Origin of the sequence: Nonomuraea sp. NBC_00507, assembly GCF_036013525.1 — a bacterium.
In the GTDB taxonomy this organism is placed as follows: domain Bacteria; phylum Actinomycetota; class Actinomycetes; order Streptosporangiales; family Streptosporangiaceae; genus Nonomuraea.
This window is the reverse complement of the sequence record NZ_CP107853.1, coordinates 5,482,783-5,506,988: the sequence shown is the minus strand read 5'-3', so window position 1 is coordinate 5,506,988 and position 24,206 is coordinate 5,482,783. Positions and strand designations below refer to the sequence as shown.

Here is a 24,206-nt window from a genome sequence, read left to right as displayed (position 1 = left end):
GGCCACGCGTTATGGCGCGTGGCCACCATCTGACCCGGCGCCCCGCCCGGCGGCACCGCCGCTCCCAGACAGGCGACTCCCGGCCTGACGCCGAGCCAGGCTGGTGGCCGCGGGGCACCGTGGCACGTGAGCACCACCGCACGTGAGCACCACCGCACGTGAGCACCACCGCACGTGAGCACCGCCGCACGTGCGGCGCCGCGGACCGTCAGGCGCGGCCCCGCGCGGGGCGTCAGGGCAGGGGTGGCAGGTCGGGCGGGGTGGCGGGCGGGTTCTCCGCCAGGGCGGCGAGCGCGAGCTCGATCGCCTTGTCCAGCTGCGGATCCCGCCCCGCCGCCCGATCCTGCGGCGTGATCACCACCTCGATGTCCGGATCAACCCCATAGTTCTCCACGCCCCATCCAGGCCCGTCGAGCCAGAACGAGTACCGGGGCTGGGTGACCCGGGTCCCGTCGACCAGGTTGTACCGGGAGTCGATCCCGATCACCCCGCCCCACGTCCGCGTCCCCACCAGCGACCCGATGCCGCGGTTCTTGATCCCCGCGCTCACGATGTCCCCGTCCGAGCCCGCGAATTCGTCTGTGATCGTCACGATCGGTCCCCGCGGGGAGTCCATCGGATACCGCCGGGGTTCGTACCCGCGCGCCCGCGCCCACCCGGTGACCTTGCGGGACAGCTTCTCCAGGATCAGTTCCGACAGGTGCCCACCGCCGTTGTGCCGCACGTCCACGATCAGCCCGTCGAAGGCCATCTCGGTACGCAGGTCGCGATGGAACTGGGCCCACCCCGTCCCCACCATGTCCGGCACGTGCAGATACCCGAGCCGCCCGTCCGACGCCTCCCGCACCAGCGTCCGCCGGCCCTCCACCCAGTCGTGGTAACGCAGCGGCGTCTCGTCCGCGATCGGGCTGACCACGACGCGGCGCGGGTCGCCGCCGGAGGCGGGCCGGACGGTGAGCTCGATGGGCTGGTTCGCGGTGCCGGCCAGGAGGGCGAGCGGCCCGCGTACGGGATCGACCGGACGCCCGCCCACCGCGACGATCGCGTCGCCCGGACGGACGGCGACGCCGGGGGCGAGCAGGGGCGAGCGGGCGGCGTGGTCGGAGGACTCGCCGGGCAGGATGCGCTCGACCCGCCACACGCCGTCGGCGTCCCTGGTCAGGTCGGCGCCGAGTAGCCCTTGGCGGCGGCGCGGGTCGGAGCCGCCGTTGGGGGCGGCGGCGTAGGCGTGGGAGGTGCCCAGCTCGCCCTGTGCCTCCCAGAGCAGGTCGATCAGCTCCGAGTGGGCGCCGATGCGCTCGACGAACGGCGCGTACCGGTCGAGCACGCCCTGCCAGTCGACGCCGCCCATGTCCGCACGCCAGAAGTGGTCGCGCATGAGCCGACCGGCCTCGTGGAAGCCCTGCCGCCACTCGGCGACCGGGTCGATCTGGACGGTGATCCGGTCCAGGTCGACGGTGACGACCTCGTCGCCCTCGGTGGCGGCGCGGGTCTGCAGGCCGTTCTTGCCATGGGTGACGAGCCTGGTGCCGTCGCCGCTGACCTGGAACGAGCGCACTTCCTTGCCCAGCTCGCTCTTGGCCCGCTTCTTCAGGTCGTATCGCTCCAGCACCATCTCCTGCGACGGCTCGTCCCCGTGCTGCCCGGTGAGCGGGTATCGCAGCCAGAGCAGGGCGTCCTTGGCGGTGCGCAGGTTGCCGTAGCGTCCGGCGGGCACCGGCACGGGCACCACGCGCGAGCCGAGCCCTTCAGGGTCCACCTCGGTCCGCGGCGGCGCGTCGTCCTGCTTGTCGTCCTTGTTCGGCTTGTCGTCCTCGCCGTTGAAGCCCCGCCCCTGCAGCGACGGGTCGAATGGCGACGGCGTGCCGGCCTGCAGCGGCACGATGTACGGCCGGCACCCGTAGAGGAAGGACATGTCGAAGACGTGGGAGTCGTACACGGGGTCGAACGTCCGCGCTGACAGGAACGCCAGATACTTGCCGTCCTTGGTGAAGACCGGGTCGTAGTCGTCGAACCGCACCGGCGTCACGTCGATCACCGACGTGCCGTCCACCCGCCCCATCTTGATCTGCGACAGCGGGCGCTGGTGCGGATGCTCCCAGGCCAGCCAGCGCGAGTCGGGCGAGAACGTCAGTCCGCTGAGGTCTCCCTGCGTGGTGCGGTCGAGCTCCCGGAGGCCGCCGGACTCGAGGTCGACGACCAGCAACCGCCCGTCGTGCGTGGCGACGGCCGCGTGTTTGCCGTCGGGCGCGGCCTCCAGCTCCAGCACCCGGCCGAGCTGCCCGGTGGCCAGCGTGCGTATCTCGCCGCCGGGCGTGCCGATCTCCAGCCCGTCCTCGCCGCTGACGTCCGACACCCAGATGGCGCGCCCGTCGCCGTCGAGAACGCGCGGCAGCCGTACGCGAACGCCCGGCTGGACACGCAGCGCACCCGCCGGGCCGTCACGGTGGGGCACCCAGTGCGCGGTGCCGCGGATCTCGACCACGCTGGCCCGCCCGGTGGCGTCGGGCGCGTAGGAGCCGACCCGCGTGGGCGCCGGCCGCCTGGCCCGTCCCGGCCTCGGCCCGCCGAGCCGGACATCCAGCCGGTGAGGCTCCGCGTCCAGGCTCTCCAGCAACCACAGGTCCCCGGCGTGGCTGTAGATCACCCGCTGTCCGTCGGCGGTGGCGTGGCGGGCGTAGAACTCCTCGTGGGAACTGTGCTTGCGCAGGTCGGAGCCGTCCGGCAGGGCGGAGTAGAGGTTCCCGGTCCCGTCGAGGTCGGCCAGGAAGACGATCCTGTCCCCCACCCAGCTGACGGACCAGTATTGCGCCGTGCTGTCGGCGAACAACCGGGCGAACTCCCCGCTCCCGTCGGCGTCCACCCAGATCTTGCCCGCGGTCCCGCCCCGGTATCGCTTCCACTGCGACGGCTCGCGCCACATCGCCGACACGGTGGCGACCCGCCCGTCGCTGACGGCGACGTCGCTGGCCCATCCGTACGGCAGCCGCGTCCCCGGTCCCCCGTCGAGCGGCACCGCGTAGGCCCAGTTCCTGACGCGATGGCTCTGCCCCGTCGAGCTGATCGCCAGCACGGCTCCGTCCTCGGTCCACCCGCGCACCCGGGTCGTGTCGCTGCCCCAGTGGGTCAGCCGCTCCCCCTCGGGTCCGTCGATCTCGGCCGCGAACACCTCCGGGGCACCCTCCCTGCCGCCGGTCCACGCGATGTGGCTGCCGTCGGGCGAGAACCGCGGATCCGACACCGGCACCCGATCGGCGGTGAAGCGCCAGGCCCTTCCCCCCGCGAGGGGAGCCAGCCAAACGTCGTCGTCAGCTACGAAGGTGACCAGGTCACCGTGCAGATGTGGATATCTCAGGTATGCGCCGTTCGTCACAGCTGAACATTAATGCCCGACACCAAGCCCAGCCCATGAATTCCCCTCCTGGCGGACCCACCAGGCCCAGGGAACGGTCAAGTCCAGGGTGTGCCGCCCCGTCTGGCCGCCGCCATCATCCTGAGCTCCGGACTCGACAAGACGAGCGTGGACGATCAGGGCGCCGCCGGCCTGCACGGGATGGCCGCAGGCACGTACCCGTTCCTCGGCCGCATGGACCCGGTGACCTTCGCCCGGCTGCTGTCGCGGGCCGAGATCGTCCTCGGCACGGTCCTGCTCGTGCCCGCCCCAAGAGGGCATCGGCATCTCCAAGGACATCTGGCTTCTGGGCATCGGCCTGGGGCTGGTGCTCGAGGAGCTCGGCCATCGATGATCTCCGGCCCGGCGCCGCTAATACGGACAAACACGGGTAGTCCGGACGCATGGTGCAAATCGGCTACACCTTGATGTCCGAACAGACCCCGGCCCGCGAGCTCGTGGACTACGCCGCGACAGCCGAGCGGATCGGCTTCGACTACGCGGTCATCTCCGACCACTACTTCCCGTGGCTCGAGGAGATGGGACATTCCCCCTACTGCTGGTCGGTGCTCGGCGCGGCGGCCCAGGTCACCGAGCGGCTGCCGCTCATGACGTACGTGACCTGCCCCATCATGCGGTACCACCCGGCCGTGGTGGCGCAGAAGGCCGCGACGATGGGCGTGCTGAGCCACGGCAGGTTCACGCTGGGCCTCGGCGCGGGCGAGAACCTGAACGAGCACGTCATCGGCGAGGGGTGGCCGCCCGTGGACACCAGGCACCGGATGTTCGCCGAGGCCATCCAGATCATCAAGGAGCTGTTCGGCGGCGGCTACGTGACCTACCAAGGCGAATTCTTCGACGTGGACTCGGCCAAGCTCTACGACCTGCCGGACGAGCGGGTGCCGATCGGCATCGCCGCCTCGGGGGGCCAGTCGGCGGAGATCGCCGCCGAGTACGGCGACCTGCTGGTCGTCAACGAGCCGATGCCGGACGTCGTCCGGCAGTTCAACGCCGCGGGCGGCCAGGGCAAGCCGGTCTACGGCCAGCTCGCGCTCGCCTACGACACCGACCCCGAGGCCGCAGAACGGCGCGCCCACCAGCTGTGGCGCTGGGCCGCGGCCGGTTGGAAGGTCATGGCCGAGCTGCCCGCGCCGGTGAACTTCGCCGCCGCGGCCGGCACGGTACGCCCTGAGGACGTGGCCCACAGCGTGCCGTGCGGCAACGACGTGGACGCGGTCGTCCAGGGGGTCCAGAAGTTCGCCGACGCGGGCTACACGCACGTGGCGCTGGTCCAGATCGGCCACGACCAGCAGCAGCCCTTCTTCGACTGGGCGGAGAAGGAACTGCTCCCGGCCCTGCGCACCCTCTGACGAGGATCCCCGGCCCTGGAATCTCAGGGACGGGACTCCCACGGACGGGACTCCCAGAGCCGAGACTCCCAGGGCCGTGGGCTCTCCGGGCGGGACGACGCTACGGGACGATGTTGACCAGCTTGGGCGCCCGGACGATCACCTTGCGGGGCATGCCCGTCAGGTAGGCGGACACCTTCTCTGAGGCCAGGGCCAGCTCCCGCAGCTCCTGCTCGGTGATGTCCGGCGACACCTCCAGCCGGTCACGCACCTTGCCCGCCACCTGCACCACGCAGGTGACCGACTCCTGCACCAGCAGCACGGGGTCGGCGCTCGGCCACCCGCCGAAGGCGACGGGGCCGGTGCGGCCCAGCCGCTCCCAGCCCTCCTCGGCGGTATAGGGAGCCACCAGTGACAGCATGATCGCCAGCGTCTCCGCAGCCTCACGGACGGCGGGGTCGGCGGGGCCGGGGCCCACGTCGATGGCCCGCCGCGCGGCCGAGGTCAGCTCCATCATCCGCGCCACTGCCACGTTGAACTTGTAGGAGTCGATCTGCCGGGTGACCTCGTCGATCGTGCGGTGGGTGACCTTGCGCAGCTCGACGTCGCCGCCCTCGACTGCCACGCCGGGCTCGCTGGTCACCTCCGACATCACGCGCAGGGCCCGGGCCAGGAACTTCTGCGAGGCCAGCGGCGAGACGTCCGCCCAGTCGATGTCGTCCTCGGGCGGCCCGGCGAACACCATGGTCAGGCGTACGGCGTCGACGCCGAAGTCGTCGATCTGCTGGCCCAGGTCCACGCCATTGCCCAGGGACTTCGACATGGCCTTGCCGCCGTTGATCACCTGCCCCTGGTTCAGCATGCGTTGGAAGGGCTCGCTGAAGTCCAGCATGCCCATGTCGTGCAGGACCTTGGTGAAGAACCGGGAGTAGAGCAGGTGCAGCACCGCGTGCTCGATGCCGCCGACATATTGGTCGATCGGGCCCCACTTGCGCACCTGCTCGACGTCGAACGGGCCGTCGGTGTAGCCCGGCGAGCAGTAACGCAGGAAATACCAGGACGAGTCGACGAACGTGTCCATCGTGTCGGTGTCGCGCTGGGCGCGTCCGCCGCACTTGGGGCACTCGACGTTGACCCAGTCGGTAGCACTGGCCAGCGGGGACACGCCCTTGGGCGACAGCGCCTCGCCGCGCAGGTCGGGCAGCGTGACGGGCAGCTGCTCGTCGGGGACGGGGACCTCGCCACAGTCGGGGCAGTGAATGATCGGGATCGGCGTGCCCCAGTAACGCTGCCGGGACAGCAGCCAGTCGCGCAGCCGGAAGTTGATCGCGCCCGTGCCCTTGCCCTCGGCCTCCAAGACCTCGATGATCTTGCGGATGGCCTCGGCCTTCTCCAGCCCGTCCAGCGGGCCGGAGTTGACCAGCGTGCCCTCGCCGGGCGTGGCCTCGCCGGTCTCGCCCGGGTCGGCCAGGCCGGTGTGCACGACCACCTTCACTGGCAGGTCGAACTTCAGCGCGAAGTCCAGGTCGCGCTGGTCGTGAGCGGGCACGGCCATGATGGCGCCGTGGCCGTAGTCGGACAGCACGTAGTCGGCCGCCCAGACCGGGATGCGCTCGCCGTTGACCGGGTTGATCGCGTAGCGGCCCAGGAAGACGCCGGTCTTCTCCTTGTCCGTGGCCAGGCGCTCGATGTCGCTCAGCCGGGCCACCTCGGTGCGGTAGGCCTCGAACGCTTCCCGCCACTCGTCGGTGACGATCTCGTCGGCCAGCGCCGCGTCCGCGGCGACCACGAAGAACGTGGCCCCGAACAGCGTGTCGGGCCGCGTCGTGTAGACGTGGACCGGCTCCTCGCGGCCCTCGATCGTGAACAGCACGTCGGCGCCCTCGGAGCGGCCGATCCAGTTGCGCTGCATGGTCAGCAGCCGCTCCGGCCAGCCGGTCAGCTGGTCCATGTCGTCCAGCAGCCGCTGCGCGTAGTCAGTGATCTTGAAGTACCACTGCGTCAGCTCGCGGCGGATGACGTCGGCGCCGCAGCGCTCGCACTTTCCGGCCACGACCTGCTCGTTGGCCAGCACCGTCTGGTCGTTGGGGCACCAGTTGACCAGGCCGCCCTTGCGGTAGGCCAGGCCACGCTCGAAGAAGCGGTTGAACAGCCACTGGTTCCAGCGGTAGTAGTCGGGGTCGCTCGTGTGCAGGCGGCGCGACCAGTCGAAGGAGATCCCGTAGCGCTTGAACGAGTGCGCCTGCGTCTCGATGTTGGCGTAGGTCCACTCGGCCGGGTGGGCGTTGCGCTTGATCGCGGCGTTCTCCGCGGGCAGGCCGAAGGAGTCCCAGCCGATCGGGTGCAGGACGTTGTAGCCCTTTTGCATCCAGTAGCGCGCGACGACGTCGCCGATGGCGAACACCTCGCCGTGGCCCATGTGGAGGTCACCCGACGGGTAGGGGAACATGTCGAGCATGTAGCGCCGCTCGCGGGGGTCGGCGGGCTCTTCGCTCGCCCGGAAGGGCTCCTGCTCCTCCCAGCGCTGCAGCCACTTGGCCTGCAGCGCCTGCGGGTCGTACTCACTCACGGCTACTGTCCTTCTGGCTTGATTCGGACCCATAAGAAAACCCCCCGTGCACACGACGAGGGGTAGCCGCGACGGCGAGATCTCAGGGCCGTCGCGGCCCGCTAAGAAGCAGGGTCGCGGAACGCATGTGTCAAGCCTAGCGCACCTCTTCGGATGAATGCAGGTTCTCGATCGAGGTGCGCATGCACAATGGACCCTTCAGGTCCAGCGAGACCTGATGGTGATGTATCCGTTGTGACCTCATTCGTCCCTCAAGAATACCCTTGTCGCCGTGGTGTACCGAGCTAAGCCTGATCGACCGGAGGACGGCCTGCCCTTGCAGGATCCGCCCACCGATCCTCATGGCTTCACTCGTTTCGCTGCGGAACCACCGGCATCTCCTGGAAAATCCCATGAGATCATGCCTGGTACGTCAAATCCGGATATAAGGGTTGATCCGGACACAACTTCGGGAGGGCCGGCAGCAATGGCAACGGATAACTCCGGACCTCACCTGCCCCCATCCTGGCCTGAGTCGTCTCCCTCTCCGTGGCCGGGCTCCCCCGCGTCCGACGTGCCGACGTCGTGGCCGGAGACCCCGCGGCCGGCCGCGCACCAGGACCCCGCCTGGCCGGAGCCGCCGCGCCAGGACGCATCCTGGCCCGAGCCGTCACGCCCCGAGCCGCGCCGCGACGCCGCCCGCCAGGACTCCGGCCCGTCCTGGCCGGAGCCGCCCCGCCAGGACGCGGGCTGGCCCGAGCCACCGCGTAAGGACGCCGGCTGGCCGGAGCCGCCGCGCCAGGACATGCCGACGTCCTGGCCCGACGCCGCACCGCAGCCCGGACCGTCCTCTTCCTGGCCCGACGCCGCACCGCAGCCCGGACCATCGTCATCGTCGCCGAACGTCTCCCCGCAGGGTGGACCCGCGTCCTGGGCGGAGCCCCAGGACGTGCCAACCTCGTGGCCCGAGGCCGCGCCACAGCATGCCGCCGGACCGTCCGCCCCGGCCGGCTCGCGTGCCGATGCCGGGTTCAACTCCGGGGGAGCGCAGCCTCCCGTGCCGGACCCGGTGCCCGCGTGGGCGCAGCCGCCGACCCCGGCCCCCGGCGCCTGGTCCAACCTGTCCGCCCCGGCCCCCTGGCCGCAGGGCGAGCGCGGCCATGCGAGCCAGGCGCCGGACCCGCGCACGGCGGCGTACGACCAGGCCGCCCCGGCCGGACCCCCGCCGCACGACGCGCTGTCCGCACCCCACGGCCCACCGCCCCAGCCCCACCCCGCCCAGCACTCCGGGAACCAGCTCAACGATCGCGCGGTCCCCTCCACCCCGATGGATTCCACCCATATAGGCACGCCCCCCACCGAGGACGGCAACGAGTCTCCGGCATCCCGCCCGGGCTCCAACCTGAGCCGCGACCCCTCGGACCCGGAGCACCGGTTCGTGACGGCGGGCCAGATCAGCGGCTCCCGCACCCCTCCGCCCGAGCGCCAGCAGGAGCTCTGGAACACCGTCTTCGGCGAGAACTACCAGGCCATGGGCGACCAGGAAGTCCTGGACGACGACGAGGGCGAGGGCAGGCCCGTCTGGATCTACGCCCTCGGCGGGTCCGTGGCGGTCGCGCTGGTCATCGCGCTGTTGTGGGCGTTCCTCGCGGGCCCGCTGGCCGGTGAGGACCCGACCTCCGCCGTCGCCTCCGGCCAGCCCACGGCCTCGCCGAAGCCGAGCGCCACCAAGTCCTCGACGACGATCGGCAAGCTGCCGGCCTACCCCGGCAAGGCCTCCCCCGTCCTCGGCAGGGTGCCGGACGCCGCCGCGGGGATCTCCGTCCCGCGCCTCGGCGGCAAGTGGCAGCTGGACCAGCGCGTCACGGTCAAGGGCACGTTCGGTTTCGACACCCGCCAGTACGTCGAGGTCGCGCCCGAGCGGTACGCCCAGCTCATGTCGGGCCCGCTCATGCCGAAGCTGGCCTCGTACTACGAGCAGGACAACCTGGAGCCGGTCATCAAGCAGGTGGTGCTGACCGCCCGCAAGCGCTTCTTCCCTGCGGACAACAAGGTCCGCAAGATCGCCCAGCAGCCGATCAAGGTGGGCGACCAGACGGGCCGGCTGATCGCGTACTCGCTGACGTCGGAGACCGAGAAGGCCACGATCGTCACGATGGCGATCAACACCGGCGGCAGCGTCCCGGCGATCGTCTACATGTCGATCCCGTCGGACAGCAAGCAGCTCCTGCCCGACATCCGCACGGTGATGAACCAGCTCAGGCTCTCCACGCAGGGCTAAACGCTAAAACGTGCACTCCATGTGCTTGATGCCGTTGATGAACATGGAGTGCAGCCGGTCCGGCTTGCCCGCCTCGATCTGCGGGACGCGGCGCAGCAGCTCGCGGAACATCACCGTGATCTCCCGCCGGGCCAGGTGCGAGCCGAGGCAGAAGTGCGGGCCCGGGCCGCCGAAGCCGACGTGCGGGTTGGGGGTGCGGGTGATGTCGAAGCGGTACGGGTTCGCGAACACGGACTCGTCCCGGTTCGCGGCCCAGTAGAACAGCACCGCCTTCTCGCCCTTGCGGTAGAGGTTGCCGTTCATCTCGAAGTCTCTGGTGACCTTGCGGCGCATGAAGTTCACCGGGGAGGCCAGGCGGACGATCTCCTCCACGGCCCCGGGGGCATGGCCGTCGAGGTCCTGCAGCCAGAGGGCGCGCTGGTCGGGGTTCTTGGTGAGCAGGCGCAGGCCGTACGAGATGGCGTTCCTCGTGGTCTCGTTGCCGGCCACGACGAGCAGGATGAAGAACGACCCGAGCTCCTGCATGGTGAGCCGCTCGCCGTCGATGTTGGCGTTGACCAGGGACGACGTCAGGTCGTCGGTGGGGTGCTCGGCACGGTGGGCGGCCAGGTCCTGCACGAGTTGCTGCAGCTCCATCCCGGCGTTGAGCAGGCGGGTGGCGATCTCGCTGACGTCGGTGCCGCCGTATTCGGCGTCGAAGCCGCCGAGGATCGTGTTCGAGCGGTCGAAGACGAACTTGTAGTCGCTTTCCGGGATGCCCATCATATCGCAGATGATCTTCAAGGGCAGGCGGGCGGCCACCTCGGTCACGAAGTCGCAGCCGGGCCCCTTGGCGAGCAGGTCGTCCACGATGCCGACCGCCGCCGCCTCGACGTCCGACTCGAACTGCTTGATCATCTTGGGAGTGAAGGCACGGGAGACGATCCTGCGGAGCCTGGCGTGCCGCGGGTCGTCCATGTTGATCATCGAGCCGAAGTACTCGGCGAATTCCGCTGGCATGTCCGGAATGCCCGTCGCTCCACCGTCACCCGAGCAGAAGATCTCCGGGTTGCGGCTGGCATCCAGAATATCGGCGTGCTTGACCAGCGCGTAGTAGCCCGGACCCTTGGGGGCGAAGCCGATGTCCATCTCTTCGAAGAACGCGGGGGTGGCGCGGGCACGCAGGCGGTCGAACGCCTCCTCGCGCTGTTCCATGGGCCTGGCCCAGAAGTCACGGTCCGACAGGTCGAAGTCGAGGACGCTCATAAGGCCATCATTCGGAAAAGCGGCCACTTACGTCAATGGTTATGACGTACGGCGTACGTAGGGCCTGGAAAACGGGTGGCGGGAGGTGGCGGCCGGACCTATGGTGATCGCCATGACCTTCTTCTACCTGCGTTAGCGAGCCGTCGGCGGGTCGCGGACACCCCACCGCCGGCGATGCGGGACGGCTGAGCGACCGCCGTCCCGGGTTCGCGACGTGGGAGAAGGACACGTGCATACTTTTGCCGTGGCCAGGGCGGTGCACGGCATCGAGCCCTTGGTGGCCACGGAGATTCGGCGTTCCCGGCTGGGCGTGGTGCGCGGGGTGCGGCATCGCGAGGTGTGGTTCGAGGCCGCGGACGAGGCCGGGCTCATGGGACTACGTATGGCGGACGATGTGCTGCTGGCCGGTGCCGTGGTGGACGGGATCGGCCCCGGCCGCACGGCGCTCGCCCGGCTGGCCGAGGCGGCGCGGGAGGTGGACGCGGCCCGGCTGGCGCGCCTGGGCGGTGCGCAGTTGGGAGCGGGTGCTGGGCCAGCGGGTCGGGGGCCGGCGGGTCGTGGGCTGGCGGGTCGTGGGCTGGAGGTGTCGGCGTCGTTCGTGGGGCGGCGCAATTACACGAGGTTCGAGATCGAGGACGCGGTCGGGGCCGAGCTGGCGCGGGCGCTGCGGGCGCCGTACCACTCCAGGAGTGGGGGTGGACGGCCACCGCTGGACGCGATGTCGTGGCGGGTCACGATCGAGGGCGAGCAGGCCGTCATCGCGCTGCGGCCGGCCCACCGGCCGCTGCATCGCAGGCCGTACAAGACGGCGTCCATTCGGGGCACGCTCCATCCACCGGTGGCGGCCGCCATGGCGGAGCTGGCGCGACTGGAGGGCGCGGACACGGTGCTCGACCCGTGCTGCGGCGCGGGAACCACGCTGATCGAGGCGCACGCGCTCGCGCCGCACCTGCGGCTGCTGGGCTTCGATCACGACCCGGCCGCGCTCTCGGCCGCCGCCGCCAACGCCCACGCGGCCCTGACGAGTCGATCGCCCATCGAAGGCGGGCGACCTCCGGCAAGCGCACCACCATCCAGCAAGCCGACGCCAGCGGGCGGCCGGCCGACCGGACGCGGCGAGTCGGCACCTGCGGGCGGTAGGGCGGCCGGAGGCGTCGGGTCGCCGTTCGGGTGGGGTCTGGCGGATGGCGGGCGGATCCCCATACCCGACGGCGGCGCCGAGCGCGTGCTGGTGAACCCGCCCTGGGGGCGCCAGGTGCCGCCGAGGGGGCTGCTCGCCCGGGACCTCGGCCTGCTGTGGCGTGAGGTGCGGCGGGTCCTGGCCGCCGACGGGCTGGCCGTGGCGCTGGTCCACGACGGGATCCCGCACGGGTTCGCCGTGGAGGAGGCGATCCGGGTGAGCCTGTCGGGCCGGCACCCGGTGATCGCGGTCCTGCGCAAGGGCCGCGGGTGATGCTCAGGAGACGGGACCGAGCCAGTCCAGGATCAGGCGGTTGACCTCGGCGGGCCGTTCGAGGTGGAGGAAGTGACCGACGTCCCCCACCAGCTCGGCCCGCGAGCCTGCCGGAAGGTGGCTGAGCACGTCCTTGACCAGGTCGGCGCCCAGGCAGCCGTCCTGGGCACCGTGCAGGTAGAGGACGGGCCCGGTCGCCCCGGGCTCGACGGCGGGGTAGCGACCGGACCGCGGCGTGGTGCCCAGCATGGCCCGGTAGTAGCCGAGGGCCGCGCTCAGGTTGGCGGGCGCGCCGATGCTGCGCCGTACGAACTCCAGGTCCTCGCTCGCGTCGTACCCCGGGGACCAGTCGCGCCACAGGTTCTCGAGGAAGCCCGGGCCGGCGGCGGCCGTCTCCGCCAGCGCGGTCTGGAAGAGGAAGATGTAGAACGAGCGCTTGAGCTGCTCGTAGTCGAGGAACGTGCCGGCCAGCGCCCCGGGCGGCGGCACCGCGAGCGTGACCGCGCGCCGGAAGCGGCCGGCCAGAGGGTAGACGGGGAAGGCGCCCCAGTCGTGCCCGATGATGACCGCGTCGGCGTCACCGCCGAGCTCCTCGTGCAGGGCACGGACGTCGGCGACCAGCGCGGCGTCCTCGTACGCGCCGTCGGCCGGGACCTCGGTGGGCGCGTAACCGCGCGTGAACGGCGCGACCGCGCGGTAACCGCGCTCGGCCAGCGCCGGCATCAGGTGGCGCCACGTGTGCGCGGTGTCGGGAAAGCCGTGCAGGCACAGCGCGAGCGGCCCTTCACCGACGGTTAGATACGCGAACTCCACCCCATTGGCGTGGATAGTCCTGATCTCCATGACTGCGAAACCTAGCATTCGGTCAGTCCTGGGAGTACCACTATTCAAGGGGCCCCCGCATCACGAGGAGACGCGCATGCGACGGGGATGGGTGCTCGCTCTCGCCTCCATGACGATCGTGCTCGTGGTGGTGGACCTGACCGCCGTGACGATCGCGTTGCCCGCCATACGCGCCGACTTGCGCGCGAGCCTGGCCGAGGTGCAGTGGGTGGTGGACGCCTACGCGCTCACGCTGGCCGCCGCGCTGCTGCCCGCCGGGGTCTTGGCGGACAGGTACGGCAGGCGCAGGTTGCTGGTGGTCGGCGTGTCGATCTTCACCGTGGCCTCGCTGGCCTGCGCGCTCGCCCCGACGGCGCCCTTGCTGGACCTGGCCAGGGGCGTGCAGGGTCTGGGCGCCTCCGCGTTGTACGGCACCACGACGCCGCTGATCGCCTCCGTCTACCCCGAGGGCCCGGACCGGGGCAAGGCGCTCGGGATCTTCAGCGCGGTCTCGGGGTTGGCCATGACGCTGGGGCCGGTGGTCGGCGGGGCGCTGACGGGCGTGTTCGGCTGGCGGGCCATCTTCCTGATCAACCTGCCCATCGGCGCGTTCGTCCTGGTGGCGCTGCGCCAGCGGGTGGCCGAGTCGCGCGGCAGAGGACATCTCGACCCGCTCGGCATCCTGCTGATCACAGCGGCGCTGTTCGCGATCATCCCGGCGCTCATCCATGACCTGCCGGCCTTGCTGGTGGCCGGGCTGGTGCTGCTGGTGGTGTTCGTGCTCGTCGAGCGGCGCGCCGCCAATCCGATGATCGATTTCGGGCTGTTCAGGAACCCGGTGTTCGCGGTCGGCTCCGCAACGACGCTGCTCATGCTGGCGGCCCTGCTGGGCGCGTTCACCTACCTCACGCTGTACGTGCAGGGCCCGCTCGGCACGAGCCCCGCGGAGGCGGGGGCACGTTTCCTGGCCTTCAGCGTGGCGGCGGTCATCGGGCCCGTCGCGATCGGGCGGGTGCTGCACAAGTGGCCGATGGGCGTGCTGATCGCGGTCGGCCCGGCGGTCATCGCGGTCGCGCTGCTGGTCATGGCCGTCCCAGCGGCCGACCCGTGGACTCCGATTATGTTCGGGTTGTTCCTCGGCGGCCTGGGGCTCGGCGCGGGAAACGTCGTGGCCAACCAGGTCGGGCTGACCGCGCCGATGGACCGGGTCGGGATGGCGACCGGGATCGTGAACACACTCAAACAGGTCGGTACGGCCGTGGGCGTGGCGGTGCTGGCGGCGCCGTACCGCTCGGGGGTCGTCCCGCTGCTGCTCATCGCGGCCGCACTGGCGCTGGCCGGAGCGCTGCTCCCGGTGGCGCTCAGGGGCCGGCCGCGGCCCGCCACTCCTCCTCCGGCAGCCCCGTACGCCACCGCGCCTCCTGCTCGGCCGGCTCTTTGGCCACGGCGTCGAGCACGTAATCGCCGATCGTCCCGATCAGGGCCGCCGCCCGGGTGATGTCCAGGGTCCGCGGCGCCGCCGCGGCGAGCGCGTGCTGCAGACGCCGGAGCGAGTTGGGCCAGCGCGGGCCGGCTCGTCAATTCGTGGCCTGGCGCGGCGAGGACGGGCTGCCGGAGTCGGTGACAGCGTCGATCACTGAGGCGGTCAGAAGGTGTAACGCAGGTGCTTGACGCCGTTGATGAAGTTGGACAGCAGGTAGTCGGGTTCGCCGGCGGACCTGAGGCGGGGCAACCGGGTGAACAGCTCGCGGAACATCACGGTCATCTCCCTGCGCGCCAGGTGCGCGCCCAGGCAGTAGTGCGGCCCCGGCCCACCGAAGCCGACATGCGGGTTGGGGTCGCGGGTGATGTCGAACGTGTCCGGGTCCGAGAAGACCGCCTCGTCGCGGTTGGCGGAGTTGTAGAAGAGCAGCACCTTGTCGCCCTTCCGGTATGAGGTGCCGTTCATCTCGTAGTCCTGCGTCACCGTGCGGCGGAACTGGATCACCGGCGTCGCGTACCGGATGATCTCGTCGCACGCGGTGCCGATGAGTCCTTCGAAATTCCCGAGCAGGATCGCGCGCTGGTCGGGGTGGTCGGTGAGGAGCTTGAGCCCGTGCGCGATCGCGTTGCGGGTGGTCTCGCTGCCCGCCACCACGAGCAGGATGAAGAACGACCCCAGTTGTTGCGGGGTGAGCCTCTCCTCGCCGTTGACCAGCAGGCTGACCAGGTCGCCCGTGGGCCGCTTGCGCCGCTCGTCGCCCAGGCGGGCTGCCAGCCGGTTGAGCGTGTATCCGGCGCGCAGCAGCTTGGCCAGGCCCTTGGCGACGTTGCGGCGGGTGAGGTCGGGGGCGACGCCGGTGTATTCGGGGTCGATGTTGCCCAGGATGACGTTGGTCTGCTGGAGCACCAGGTCATGAGATTCCGCCGGGATCCCCATCATGTCGCAGATGACCCGTACGGGGAGTTTCGCGGCCACCTGGGCGACGAAGTCGCGCGGCCCTTCCTCGATCGCCCGGTCCACGATCTCCGCGGCGGCCCTGGCGAGGTCCTCCTCCATCTTCGCCAGGATGCGCGGCGTGAACGCCCTCGACACGATCCGGCGTAACCGGGCGTGCCGCGGGTCGTCCATGTTGATCATCGAGCCGAAGTAGACACTCAGCCAGCGCGGCATGTCAGGGATGCTGTTGGAGCACGGCTCGCTGCTGAACACGGCCGCGTTCCTGCTGGCCTCGATCACGTCGGCGTGGCGGACGAGGGCGTAGAAACCCGGCCCGCCGCCGACGAACGGCACGATCTGCTCCCGCATGAAGACCGGGCGGTCCATCTGCCTCAGCCTGCGGAAGGCCTCCATACGCTCGGACTGCGGCAACCCCCAGAACGGGATCTGCGACAGGTCCAGGTCCGCGGACAGCGTCATATCAGACAAGCCTTCTGCAAGTGGTCACTTACGTCAAGAGGAACGGATCAGATCGGCCCCCTTTTCGCCGATCATGATAGCGGGGGCGTGGGTGTGGCCGCGGTTGAGCGTCGGCATGATCGATGCGTCCACGACCCGCAGCCCCTCGATGCCGCGCACCCGCAGGGAGGGGTCCACGACGGAGGCGTCGTCGGCGCCCATGCGGCACGTGCCGACCGGGTGGTAGAGGGTCTCGCCGCGCTCACGCACCCACTGGGCGAGCTCCTCGTCGCTCTCCGGCGCCCAGTACGGGGCCATCGGCCCGCCCGCGTACGGTTTCATCGCGGCGGTGGCGAACACCTGCTTGGCCGTCTTCAGGCCTGCGACGAGCCGCTTGACGTCCGCCTCCGCGGTCAGGTAGCCGGGGTCGATCGTCAGATCCCCGCCGTTCAGCCCGATCCTGCCGCGGCTCTCCGGCTGCAGCAGCACCACGCCGACGGTGAGCCCGTGGCCGGTCGGCGGGGTGAGGCCGTGGTCGATGAACGGAGCGGGAGCGAAGATCAGCTCGATGTCGGGCGCGGGCTCCTCCTCGGAGGTGCGGATGAACGCGACCGCCTCGCCCACGTTCGTGGTCAGCATGCCGGAGCGCAGCACGAGGTAACGCAGCAGGTTGCCGAGCGACTCCGCCTTGGTCAGCGTGACCGGCTGCTTGCACTCGACGTACACGCCGCTCGCCAGGTGGTCCTGCAGGTTCTTGCCGACCTCGGGCAGGTCGCGCACGACCTCGATCCCGGCCTCGCGCAGCTCGCCGGCCGCGCCCACGCCGGAGCGCATGAGCAGGTGCGGAGAGCCGATCGCCCCCGCCGACAGGATGACCTCAGCCCTTGCCTTGACCTGGGCGCCGCCGTCGTGCTGGATGCCGATCGCGCGCCTGCCGTCGAACAGCACCCGGTCGACGGTCGCCGCGGTGATCACCGTCAGGTTGGGCCGCCCGGCCGCCGGCCGCAGGTAGGCGTCGGCGGCGCTCCACCGCCGGCCGCGGTTCTGGGTGACGGGGGTCGGGCTGTAGCCCTCGTTGGAGCGCCCGTTGAGCTCCCCCAGCCGCTCGAAGCCGAGCTCCTCGCACGCCTTGAGGAAGGCCGCGGTGGTGACGTTGGGGCTGCGCAGCTCCGAGATGTACAGGGGGCCGGACGTGCCGTAGACGTTGCCGCCGTTGCTGCCGACGCGGTGCTCGGCCCTGGTGAAGTACGGCAGGACGTCGTCGTACGACCAGCCGGGGACCTGCCACTCGTCGTAGTCGCGCTGGCAGCCGCGCACCCACATCTGGGCGTTGAGCGAGGAGGAGCCGCCGATGACCCGGCCGCGCGGCCAGTAGAGCTCCCGGCCGGACATCTCGCTCTGCTTGGCCGTCGTGTAGTTCCAGTCGTATTCGGTCTTGAACAGCTTGGCGAAGCCCGCGGGCATGCGGATTTCGAGCTTGTCGTCCTGCCCGCCGGCCTCGACCAGTGCGACCGACACGTTCGGATCCGCCGACAGCCGGTTGGCCAGCACGCACCCCGCGGAACCCGCGCCGACGATCACGTAGTCGTACTCCATAACCCCTTGCTTACTCCCGACGGCGGGGCGCGTCCATATCCAGTTGTAACCTGCGTTTACCTACCGGCCGGTATGAGGTGGCTGCTTAGATGGCGCCCAAGCAGGCTTAGAGAGAGGAAGGCGTCATGCTGAATCTGTCGATCGTCCTGGAGGACAGCGCCAGGAACAACCCGGACGGCACGGCCATCGTCTTCGGCGACATGCGGCTGCCGTACTCGATGATCGACACGATCGCCAACCAGGTCGCGAACCTCCTGGTGGCGCGCGGGATCCAGAAGGGCGACAAGGTCGCGCTGGCCTGCCCGAACCTGCCGTACTTCCCGTTCGTCTACTTCGGCATCCTGAAGGCCGGGGCGACGGTGGTGCCGCTGAACGTGCTGCTGCAGTCGCGTGAGATCGCCTACCACCTCGACGACAGCGACGCCAAGGCGTTGTTCTGCTTCGAGGGCACGCCGGAGCTGCCACTGGGCGAGCGCGGCAGGAGCGGCTTCGAGGCGGCGGCGGGATGCGAGCACTTCTTCGTGCTGCCGGCGACGCCGCTCGCGACCGAGTCCGAGTACGGCGAGTCGATCTGGGCGGCACTCGGCGGGACGGCCGGTACGTTCGAGACCGTGCAGACGGCGCCCGACGACACCGCGGTGATCCTCTACACCTCGGGCACCACGGGCCAGCCCAAGGGCGCCGAGCTCAGCCACCAGAACATGCTGATGAACGCCATGGTCAGCGACAAGATGTTCCCGCGGAGCGAGGAGGAGGGCGACACCTATCTGGCGGTTCTGCCGCTGTTCCACTCCTTCGGCCAGACCGTGGTCATGAACACCGGCTTCCTGCGCGGCGCCACCGTCGTGCTGATGCCGCGCTTCGACCCGGGCGACGCGCTCGCGCTCATGGTCAAGGAGAACGTGACCTTCTTCGCCGGGGTGCCCACGATGTACTGGGGCATGCTCACCAAGATCCACGCTGAGGGGGCGGAGGTGCCCCGGTCGCTGCGCGTGGCGGTCGCGGGCGGCGCGTCGTCGCCGGTGGAGGTGCTCAAGGACTTCGAGACGACTTTCGGCATCGGCATCCTGGAGGGGTACGGGCTGTCGGAGACCTCGCCGGTGGCCAGCTTCAACCAGCTCGGCCGGCCGACCAAGCCGGGCACGGTCGGCACCCCGATCTGGGGTGTGGAGATGAAGCTGATCGACGGTGACTGGAAGACCGTCGAGGGCGAGGGCCCCGGTGAGATCGCCATTCGCGGTCACAACATCATGAAGGGCTACTACGGCCGTCCGGAGGCGACGGCCGAGGTCATGAACGACGGCTGGTTCCGCACCGGCGACATCGCGACCCGGGACGCGGACGGCTACTACTCCATCATCGACCGGGCCAAGGACATGATCATCCGCGGCGGCTTCAACGTCTACCCTCGAGAGCTCGAAGAGGTCCTGCTGACCCATGAGGCCGTGTCGCTGGCCGCCGTGGTGGGGGTGGCGCACGAGTCCCTCGGCGAGGAGGTCAAGGCGTACGTCATCCGCACGCCGGGCGCCACGATCACCGAAGACGAGCTGATCGCCTGGGCCAAGGAGAACATGGCGGCCTACAAGTATCCGCGGATCATCGAGTTCCGCGACAGCCTGCCGATGACGGCCACGGGCAAGATCCTCAAGCGCGAACTGCGGTAACCGTCCCCGCGGAGGGCGCGGGCCTCCGCCCGCGCCCTACACTGGCGATCATGCTCGTCCTTTTCGACCTGGACAACACGCTGATCGACCGGCTGGCGGCGTTCGAACGGTGGGCCGCCGAGTTCGCCGGGGAGCGAGGACTGGGCGCGGCTGCGGCGGCGTGGCTGGTGGAGACCGACGCGGACGGGTCCGTGCCCATGGACGTGTTCTTCGCACGGGTGCGGGAGCGGTTCGGGCTGGCCGAACCGGCAGAGGAGCTGTGGCGTTCCTACCGGGCGCGGCTGCCGCACCTGGTCTCGTGCCCCGACGACGTGCTCGACGGGCTCGACCGGCTGCGAGCGTCCGGGTGGGCGGTCGGGATCGTGACCAACGGGATGGCCGACAACCAGACGGGCAAGATCCGGCGTACGGGGCTGGCCGAGCGGGTGGACGGGTGGGCGATCTCCGGGGCGGAGGGGGTGCGGAAGCCAGACGTGCGGCTGTTCGAGATCGGGGCCAGGCGGTGCGGGAGGTCGCTGGCCGGGGGCGGATGGATGGTCGGGGACGATCCGGAGAAGGACGTCGCCGGCGGGCGGGCCGCGGGGTTGCGGACGATCTGGATCGACCGCGGGGTGGTTCCCTGCGAGGAGCCCGACCACGTGGTGAGCGACGTCCAGGCCGCCCTAGGGCTCTTAATGGAGATGAAGCCGGGCGGCCCGGGCCTATAGCGTGATCGGCATGCGAGATCGGCCGGAAGGACTGGACGAAGGGCTGCTGCGGCCCGCGCTGCGCGAGTGGGGCATCGACGCCGTCGCGCTGGACTACGCGCCGGTGGGATTCGGGGACTATCACTGGGTGGCGGACGGGCGGTGGTTCGTCACGGTCGCGGACGTGCGACGCAGGCCGTACGACGGGCTCCAGCAGGCCATGGAGACAGCGGCGGTCCTCAGCGAGCAGGCGGGGCTCGGCTTCGTCGTCGCGCCGATGCGGGCGGCCGACGGCACGACGCTCCGGAGGCTCGACCGCCACCGTTACGTCATGAGCGTGTTCCCCTACCTGGACGGCGCCGGCGGCGACTTCGGCGACGAGGTGTCCGCCGAGGAACGCGGCCGGGTCATCGACCTGCTGGCCGAGCTGCACCGGACCCCACCCCCGCTCTCGACCCCGGACCGGCCGGTCGATCTGGCGGGACGGGCCTGGCTGGAGGACGCCATCAGGGAGAAGGACCGCCCGTGGCTGGGCGGCCCGTACGCCGAGCCTGCCCGGGCTCTGATCGCCGACCACGCCGTGACGCTGCGCCGCCGTCTGGAGGAGCTGGACCGGATGGCCGAGAAGGGCGGCGAGCCCGTCGTCACCCACGGCGAGCCGCACCCCGGCAACCTGCTGCGGGAGGCGGACGGGCGGCTGCTGCTCGTGGACTGGGACACGGTCGGGATGGCCCTCCCCGAGCGCGACCTGTGGCTCGTCGCCAAGGACCCCGCCGACCTCGCCAGATACGCCGACGCCGTAGGCCGCACCCCGGATCCGGCCGCCCTGGAGCTTTACCGGTTGCGATGGGCGCTCGACGACGTGGCCGAGTTCGTGGCGTATTTCCGCTCGCCGCACGGCCGCACGCCGGACGCCGAGCAGAGCTGGGCGGGGCTCACCGGGACCCTCGAAGGACTGGCCGGTACGCTCCCGGCCCAACGCCCGAGCCCGTAAGCGGCCGGCCTCGGCGCCTGTTCGTGACGCAATTCGCCACCCGGCCATGCTGACTGTAATCTTGCGGTCACGCTAAGCATTCGAGCCAGGCAAGAGGAGGTCGCGTGGGCCGGCACGAGAAGCCACACAGCCCCAAGGACAAGCCGGACGAGACCAAAGAGGGCTCCAACGCCAGCCAGCATCAGGAGAGCCGGGGCAAACACGCCGCTCCGCCGAAGGACAAGAAATAGATCACGGCGTGCCGGTGCAGAGGTAGTTGCGCCGTCGCGTGCTCACCAGGTCCGTCCTGGTCCAGCGGCGGCCGCGCCAGACGCGCACGTGGTAGCCGCACTCGATCAGCGAGCCCGCCGCCTCGGCGGAGGTTCTCCCGTCCCCGCCGAGGTGGCGCCGAGCAGGGCCTTGGCCATCTCCTGGACTGAATGGGTGAAGCGGCGCGGGTCGCCGGGCTGGGTGAGGTGGCGAATCAGGGCGCCGTCGAAGACCGCGAGGATGGCGTGCGCCAGGAAGTCCGCGTCGAGGTCGGAGCGTTCGGCGGCGAGCAGGGCACCCACGTGGGCGTGCCAGAAGCGGTAGCTGGGGTCGTCGTACTTGTCCTCGGCGCAGGCCTGCTCGTGGGCGGCCAGCAGAATGGCGTTGCCCTCGGCGATCGCACCCAGCCCCTCGAGGAACGCCAGCAGTCGCTCTCGCGCGGGCGCCCCTGGGCCGAGCGGCGGGGGGCCGTTCGTGATCGCGTCGCGCAGGTCCTGTGACCGTTCCTCCAGGAGGGCCTGCAACAGCCCCGCACGGCTGCCGAAACGGCGGAACACCGTGCCTTTCCCGACCCCGGCCAGGGCGGCGACGCGATCGAGCGACACGTGGTCGCCGCCACCCTCGGCCAGCAGTTGCTCGGTGGCACGGAGAACGGCGTGGCGGTTACGCGCGGCATCGGCGCGCTCGACGCGCCGCCCGCTACGACCGTCTTCGGTCCGGTTTTCGGGCATTGCCATCCTTGTTCCCTGTTGCGGACTATCAGTCCGCATATGATAGCGTGCCGTACTATCCGGACCAACAGTCCGGATATATCCCCTGAACCTGGAGATGGCCATGCGCGCTCTCATCGTCGATCCGGACGCACCCGGTTCCCTTCGCCTCGGTACGGCCGCCGAGCCGGTGCCCGGGCCTCACCAGCTGGTGGTCGAGGTCCGGCACATCTCACTCAATCGCGGGGAGGTGGCCTTCGCCGGGCAGCTGCCACCGGGGACCGTGCACGGCTACGACGCCGCCGGGGTCGTCACCCACCCGGCAGCGGACGGCAGCGGACCGGTCCCGGGCACCAGGGTGGCGGCGTTCGGCACCGGAGCCTGGGCGGAGCGGATGGCGGTGGACACCACCGCCGTGGCCGCGGTCCCCGCACAGGTCGATCTGGCCGACGCCGCCGCACTCCCGATGGCCGGCGTCACCGCACTGCGCACCCTGCGGTCCCGTTCCATCCTGGGGCGGCGGGTGCTGATCACCGGCGCGGCAGGCGGGGTCGGCCGGTACGCGGTCCAGCTGGCGGCACTCGGCGGCGCCCACGTCATCGCGTCGGTGGGTTCGGCGGCCCGTGCCGAGGGCCTCGCCAAGTTGGGCGCCGACGAAGTGGTGATCGGCCTGGACGGCGTCGACCGGCCGGTCGACCTCATCCTGGACAACGTGGGCGGGCCGCAGCTGGCCGACGCCTGGAAGCTGCTCGCGCCGGGCGGGGGCGTTCAGAACATCGGGTGGGCGTCCGGCGAGCCCGCCGTGTTCGAGCCGTACTCGCTGTTCTCCATCGGCCCGGCCAAGACGATGAGCACCTTCGGCGACGTTCATGAGGTCGGTCCAGACCTGGCGACGCTGCTCGGGTTCGTCGCGGCCGGAAAGCTGTCGCCGGAGGTGGACTGGCGTGGTTCGTGGGAGCGGTTCGCCGAGGCCGGCCAGGCGCTGCTCGACCGGCGGATCGGCGGCAAAGCGGTCCTGGACGTCCTTGCGTAATCTGCACGCAAGCGTGCAGATTACGCAAGGACACTGCCATCGGACTCAGGGCCAGGTGACGGACGGGCGGAGGGGGACGCCGGAGCGGCCCTGCTCGTCCAGTCTCACGCCCAGGACCTGGTGGAGCTGGACCTTGTTGCGCTCGAAGCCGACGATGCAGCCGGCCATGTAGAGCGCCCACACGCGGGCCGTGCCCATGCCGACCTCCTGGACCGCGTCCTCCCAGTTGGCGTCCAGGTTGTCGCACCAGTGCCGCAGGGTCTTCGCGTAGTGCTCCCGGAGGTTCTCCTCGTGGCGGATCTCGAAGCCGACGTCCTCCATCTCCCTGATGAGGTGGCCCACCGACTCCAGCTCCCCGTCGGGGAAGACGTATTTGTTGATGAAGCCGCCCTTGTTGAACGTCTTCTCCTTGCCGGTCGGCCGGGTGATGCAGTGGTTCAGGAGGCGGCCGCCGGGCTTGAGCTTGCTGTACAGGAAGGAGAAGTACGCCGGGAGGTTCGCCTTGCCGATGTGCTCGGTGAGGCCGATGGAGCTGACCGCGTCGAACCCGGTCTCCCGGACGTCGCGGTAGTCCATGTGGCGCACTTCGGCCAGGTCCTGCAGGCCCGCGTCGGCGATGGCCTGCTGGGCCCACTCCGCCTGCTGCTTGCTCAGCGTCACGCCGAGCACCTTGACGCCGTAGTGCTTGGCGGCGTGCATGGCCATGCCGCCCCAGCCGCAGCCCACGTCCAGCAGGCGCATGCCGGGCTCGAGCCCCAGCTTGCGGGCCACCAGGTCGAACTTGGTGTACTGGGCCTCTTCCAGCGTCGCGTCCTCCTCGGGGAAGGCGGCGCAGGTGTAGGCCATCGACGGGCCGAGGACCCACTCGTAGAAGCGGTTGGAGACGTCGTAGTGGTGATGAATGGCCTCGGCGTCGCGTTGCTTGGCGTGCCGGGAGCCGAGCTTGGCCAGCGTGCTCTGCCGCATCTCCTGTGGGGGCGGCGGCACGCGCATGAGGAGCGGCTTGACGCCCAGCGAGCGGACAGCGGCGATCTTCTCGGATGTTGTCAGGTCGTTGGTAGTGATGTTCCACATGCGGTCGAGCAATGTGTACATGTCGCCGTGCACGTCGATGTGACCGGCGATGTACGCCCTGGCCAAGCCCAGTTCCCCCGGGGCTTGCGCCAGATAGGCCACCGCGATCGGGGACTTGACCTCAAGGGTGATGTCGGCCCCGTCGGGCCCTGCCTTGCTGCCGTCGTACGCCAGGAACGCGACGTTCGCGTCCGTACCGACGATCTTCTCAAAGATGGTTGCGAGAGCCATCC

Annotated in this window: 17 protein-coding genes; 9 read left to right on the top strand and 8 right to left on the bottom strand. The window is 70.4% G+C overall.

The window, feature by feature from the left end; genetic code table 11:
- Nucleotides 1-232: 232 nt before the first annotated feature.
- A complete protein-coding gene (locus tag OHA25_RS26830) occupies nucleotides 233-3,373 on the bottom strand; it encodes a S41 family peptidase (protein ID WP_327590229.1) in 3,141 nt (1,046 codons plus the stop codon).
- 422 nt (nucleotides 3,374-3,795) lie between these two features.
- On the opposite strand from OHA25_RS26830, the gene OHA25_RS26820 reads away from it, so the two are divergent.
- Nucleotides 3,796-4,761: a TIGR03557 family F420-dependent LLM class oxidoreductase gene (locus OHA25_RS26820; RefSeq protein WP_327590228.1), complete on the top strand. Its 966-nt coding sequence runs from the start codon at nucleotides 3,796-3,798 to the stop codon at nucleotides 4,759-4,761.
- Nucleotides 4,762-4,861: 100 nt separating this feature from the next.
- Here the strand turns inward: OHA25_RS26820 and leuS are convergent, their stop codons facing one another.
- The gene (leuS, locus tag OHA25_RS26815) at nucleotides 4,862-7,342 is read right to left on the bottom strand and encodes a leucine--tRNA ligase (protein WP_327590227.1); all 2,481 of its coding nucleotides are present in this window, start codon (nucleotides 7,340-7,342) and stop codon (nucleotides 4,862-4,864) included.
- Between the two features lie 520 nt (nucleotides 7,343-7,862).
- Here leuS and OHA25_RS26810 point away from each other — a divergent pair.
- The gene (locus OHA25_RS26810) at nucleotides 7,863-9,569 is read left to right on the top strand and encodes a hypothetical protein (RefSeq protein ID WP_327590226.1); all 1,707 of its coding nucleotides are present in this window, start codon (nucleotides 7,863-7,865) and stop codon (nucleotides 9,567-9,569) included.
- Between the two features lie 3 nt (nucleotides 9,570-9,572).
- Here OHA25_RS26810 and OHA25_RS26805 read toward each other — a convergent pair whose 3' ends face one another.
- The gene (locus OHA25_RS26805) at nucleotides 9,573-10,814 is read right to left on the bottom strand and encodes a cytochrome P450 (protein ID WP_327590225.1); all 1,242 of its coding nucleotides are present in this window, start codon (nucleotides 10,812-10,814) and stop codon (nucleotides 9,573-9,575) included.
- 229 nt (nucleotides 10,815-11,043) lie between these two features.
- On the opposite strand from OHA25_RS26805, the gene OHA25_RS26800 reads away from it, so the two are divergent.
- Nucleotides 11,044-12,267 carry an RNA methyltransferase gene (locus OHA25_RS26800; RefSeq protein WP_327590224.1) on the top strand — a complete coding sequence of 408 codons (1,224 nt, stop codon included), beginning with the start codon at nucleotides 11,044-11,046 and terminating at the stop codon, nucleotides 12,265-12,267.
- Nucleotides 12,268-12,270: 3 nt separating this feature from the next.
- On the opposite strand, the gene OHA25_RS26795 is transcribed toward OHA25_RS26800, so the two are convergent.
- Nucleotides 12,271-13,110: an alpha/beta fold hydrolase gene (locus OHA25_RS26795; protein ID WP_327590223.1), complete on the bottom strand. Its 840-nt coding sequence runs from the start codon at nucleotides 13,108-13,110 to the stop codon at nucleotides 12,271-12,273.
- 76 nt (nucleotides 13,111-13,186) lie between these two features.
- On the opposite strand from OHA25_RS26795, the gene OHA25_RS26790 reads away from it, so the two are divergent.
- Complete coding sequence (locus OHA25_RS26790) at nucleotides 13,187-14,587, top strand: MFS transporter (protein ID WP_327590222.1); 1,401 nt, start codon at nucleotides 13,187-13,189, stop codon at nucleotides 14,585-14,587.
- 147 nt (nucleotides 14,588-14,734) lie between these two features.
- On the opposite strand, the gene OHA25_RS26785 is transcribed toward OHA25_RS26790, so the two are convergent.
- Both OHA25_RS26785 and OHA25_RS26780 read right to left on the bottom strand, forming a co-directional pair.
- Nucleotides 14,735-15,988 carry a cytochrome P450 gene (locus OHA25_RS26785; protein ID WP_327590221.1) on the bottom strand — a complete coding sequence of 418 codons (1,254 nt, stop codon included), beginning with the start codon at nucleotides 15,986-15,988 and terminating at the stop codon, nucleotides 14,735-14,737.
- A gap of 33 nt (nucleotides 15,989-16,021) precedes the next feature.
- Nucleotides 16,022-17,563, bottom strand: coding sequence for a GMC family oxidoreductase (locus OHA25_RS26780; RefSeq protein WP_327590220.1), 1,542 nt, complete (start codon nucleotides 17,561-17,563; stop codon nucleotides 16,022-16,024).
- 125 nt (nucleotides 17,564-17,688) lie between these two features.
- On the opposite strand from OHA25_RS26780, the gene OHA25_RS26775 reads away from it, so the two are divergent.
- The 4 genes from OHA25_RS26775 (at nucleotide 17,689) to OHA25_RS26760 (ending at nucleotide 21,137) form a co-directional block, all read left to right on the top strand.
- On the top strand, nucleotides 17,689-19,227 hold the full coding sequence (locus tag OHA25_RS26775; protein ID WP_327590219.1) for a long-chain-fatty-acid--CoA ligase: 1,539 nt from the start codon (nucleotides 17,689-17,691) through the stop codon (nucleotides 19,225-19,227).
- A gap of 50 nt (nucleotides 19,228-19,277) precedes the next feature.
- The gene (locus tag OHA25_RS26770; RefSeq protein ID WP_327590218.1) at nucleotides 19,278-19,934 is read left to right on the top strand and encodes an HAD family hydrolase; all 657 of its coding nucleotides are present in this window, start codon (nucleotides 19,278-19,280) and stop codon (nucleotides 19,932-19,934) included.
- A 10-nt stretch (nucleotides 19,935-19,944) separates the two neighbouring features.
- Nucleotides 19,945-20,907: an aminoglycoside phosphotransferase family protein gene (locus OHA25_RS26765; protein WP_327590217.1), complete on the top strand. Its 963-nt coding sequence runs from the start codon at nucleotides 19,945-19,947 to the stop codon at nucleotides 20,905-20,907.
- A 104-nt stretch (nucleotides 20,908-21,011) separates the two neighbouring features.
- Nucleotides 21,012-21,137, top strand: coding sequence for a hypothetical protein (locus OHA25_RS26760; RefSeq protein ID WP_305922513.1), 126 nt, complete (start codon nucleotides 21,012-21,014; stop codon nucleotides 21,135-21,137).
- Between the two features lie 105 nt (nucleotides 21,138-21,242).
- On the opposite strand, the gene OHA25_RS26755 is transcribed toward OHA25_RS26760, so the two are convergent.
- The gene (locus tag OHA25_RS26755; protein WP_327590216.1) at nucleotides 21,243-21,887 is read right to left on the bottom strand and encodes a TetR/AcrR family transcriptional regulator; all 645 of its coding nucleotides are present in this window, start codon (nucleotides 21,885-21,887) and stop codon (nucleotides 21,243-21,245) included.
- A gap of 103 nt (nucleotides 21,888-21,990) precedes the next feature.
- Here OHA25_RS26755 and OHA25_RS26750 point away from each other — a divergent pair, with 103 nt between their 5' ends.
- A complete protein-coding gene (locus OHA25_RS26750; RefSeq protein ID WP_327590215.1) occupies nucleotides 21,991-22,899 on the top strand; it encodes a zinc-binding dehydrogenase in 909 nt (302 codons plus the stop codon).
- A 45-nt stretch (nucleotides 22,900-22,944) separates the two neighbouring features.
- On the opposite strand, the gene OHA25_RS26745 is transcribed toward OHA25_RS26750, so the two are convergent.
- Nucleotides 22,945-24,204 (bottom strand): class I SAM-dependent methyltransferase, encoded by a 1,260-nt coding sequence (locus OHA25_RS26745; protein WP_327590214.1) that lies wholly within the window; start codon nucleotides 24,202-24,204, stop codon nucleotides 22,945-22,947.
- Between the last annotated feature and the right edge of the window lie 2 nt (nucleotides 24,205-24,206).

Coding starts and splice junctions, on each gene's coding strand:
- OHA25_RS26770 (WP_327590218.1), top strand. CDS start 19,278: ATGCTCGTCCTTTTCGACCTGGACAACACGCTGATCGACCGGCTGGCG.
- OHA25_RS26775 (WP_327590219.1), top strand. CDS start 17,689: ATGCTGAATCTGTCGATCGTCCTGGAGGACAGCGCCAGGAACAACCCG.
- OHA25_RS26765 (WP_327590217.1), top strand. CDS start 19,945: ATGCGAGATCGGCCGGAAGGACTGGACGAAGGGCTGCTGCGGCCCGCG.
- OHA25_RS26780 (WP_327590220.1), bottom strand. CDS start 17,563: ATGGAGTACGACTACGTGATCGTCGGCGCGGGTTCCGCGGGGTGCGTG.
- OHA25_RS26750 (WP_327590215.1), top strand. CDS start 21,991: ATGCGCGCTCTCATCGTCGATCCGGACGCACCCGGTTCCCTTCGCCTC.
- OHA25_RS26820 (WP_327590228.1), top strand. CDS start 3,796: ATGGTGCAAATCGGCTACACCTTGATGTCCGAACAGACCCCGGCCCGC.
- OHA25_RS26805 (WP_327590225.1), bottom strand. CDS start 10,814: ATGAGCGTCCTCGACTTCGACCTGTCGGACCGTGACTTCTGGGCCAGG.
- OHA25_RS26745 (WP_327590214.1), bottom strand. CDS start 24,204: ATGGCTCTCGCAACCATCTTTGAGAAGATCGTCGGTACGGACGCGAAC.
- OHA25_RS26795 (WP_327590223.1), bottom strand. CDS start 13,110: ATGGAGATCAGGACTATCCACGCCAATGGGGTGGAGTTCGCGTATCTA.
- OHA25_RS26790 (WP_327590222.1), top strand. CDS start 13,187: ATGCGACGGGGATGGGTGCTCGCTCTCGCCTCCATGACGATCGTGCTC.
- leuS (WP_327590227.1), bottom strand. CDS start 7,342: ATGGGTCCGAATCAAGCCAGAAGGACAGTAGCCGTGAGTGAGTACGAC.
- OHA25_RS26755 (WP_327590216.1), bottom strand. CDS start 21,887: ATGCCCGAAAACCGGACCGAAGACGGTCGTAGCGGGCGGCGCGTCGAG.
- OHA25_RS26785 (WP_327590221.1), bottom strand. CDS start 15,988: ATGACGCTGTCCGCGGACCTGGACCTGTCGCAGATCCCGTTCTGGGGG.